This is a genomic window from Aestuariirhabdus haliotis (assembly GCF_023509475.1).
In the GTDB taxonomy this organism is placed as follows: Bacteria; Pseudomonadota; Gammaproteobacteria; order Pseudomonadales; family Aestuariirhabdaceae; genus Aestuariirhabdus; species Aestuariirhabdus haliotis.
Window position 1 is genome coordinate 1 of the sequence record NZ_JAKSDZ010000106.1, and the last position, 525, is coordinate 525.

Sequence of the window (525 nt, forward strand, 5' to 3'; positions counted from 1 at the left end):
AAGATGAGGTATCCAATGCCACGCTACAACAATCCAAGAAGAACCTGGCAGTACACAAACGAGTTTAAAGCCAAAGCCGTTCAGTTGAGCCTGATGGATGGCATTCAAGTTCAAGAAGTTGCCAAGACGCTCGATATTCATCCTATGATGCTGTCACGATGGCGCAAGGAATACAGAGAAGGAAAGATCGTGGCCGATAAACGCAAGAAGCTCACTGGTATCGCTAAAGAGAAGAAAGAGCTGAACAAGCTCAAACGGTTGGAAAAGGAAAATGCTCGCCTTCGAGAGGAGCTTGACCTGCTAAAAAAGTGGCAACGGTTTCTTGCGGAGGAACATCAGAACGGTATCGATTCATCGAAAAAATCGGGCGGCAGCTAAGCGTCACCAAATTGTGTGGCTGGCTGGGTGTCTCAACCAGCGGATTCTATGGCTGGAAGAACAGAAGCCGATCTCAGCGATGTCTGGAAGATGATGATCTCAAGGTTGAGATTCAGGCGATCTATGACGCGAATGAAGGCCGTTATG

At 47.8% G+C, this 525-nt stretch carries 1 protein-coding gene; it reads left to right on the forward strand.

All coding sequences use genetic code 11. The features are described 5' to 3' along the window. On the forward strand, positions 1-378 hold a 378-nt coding region (locus tag MIB40_RS19455; protein ID WP_249697161.1), incomplete at its 5' end, for a transposase. Between the last annotated feature and the right edge of the window lie 147 nt (positions 379-525).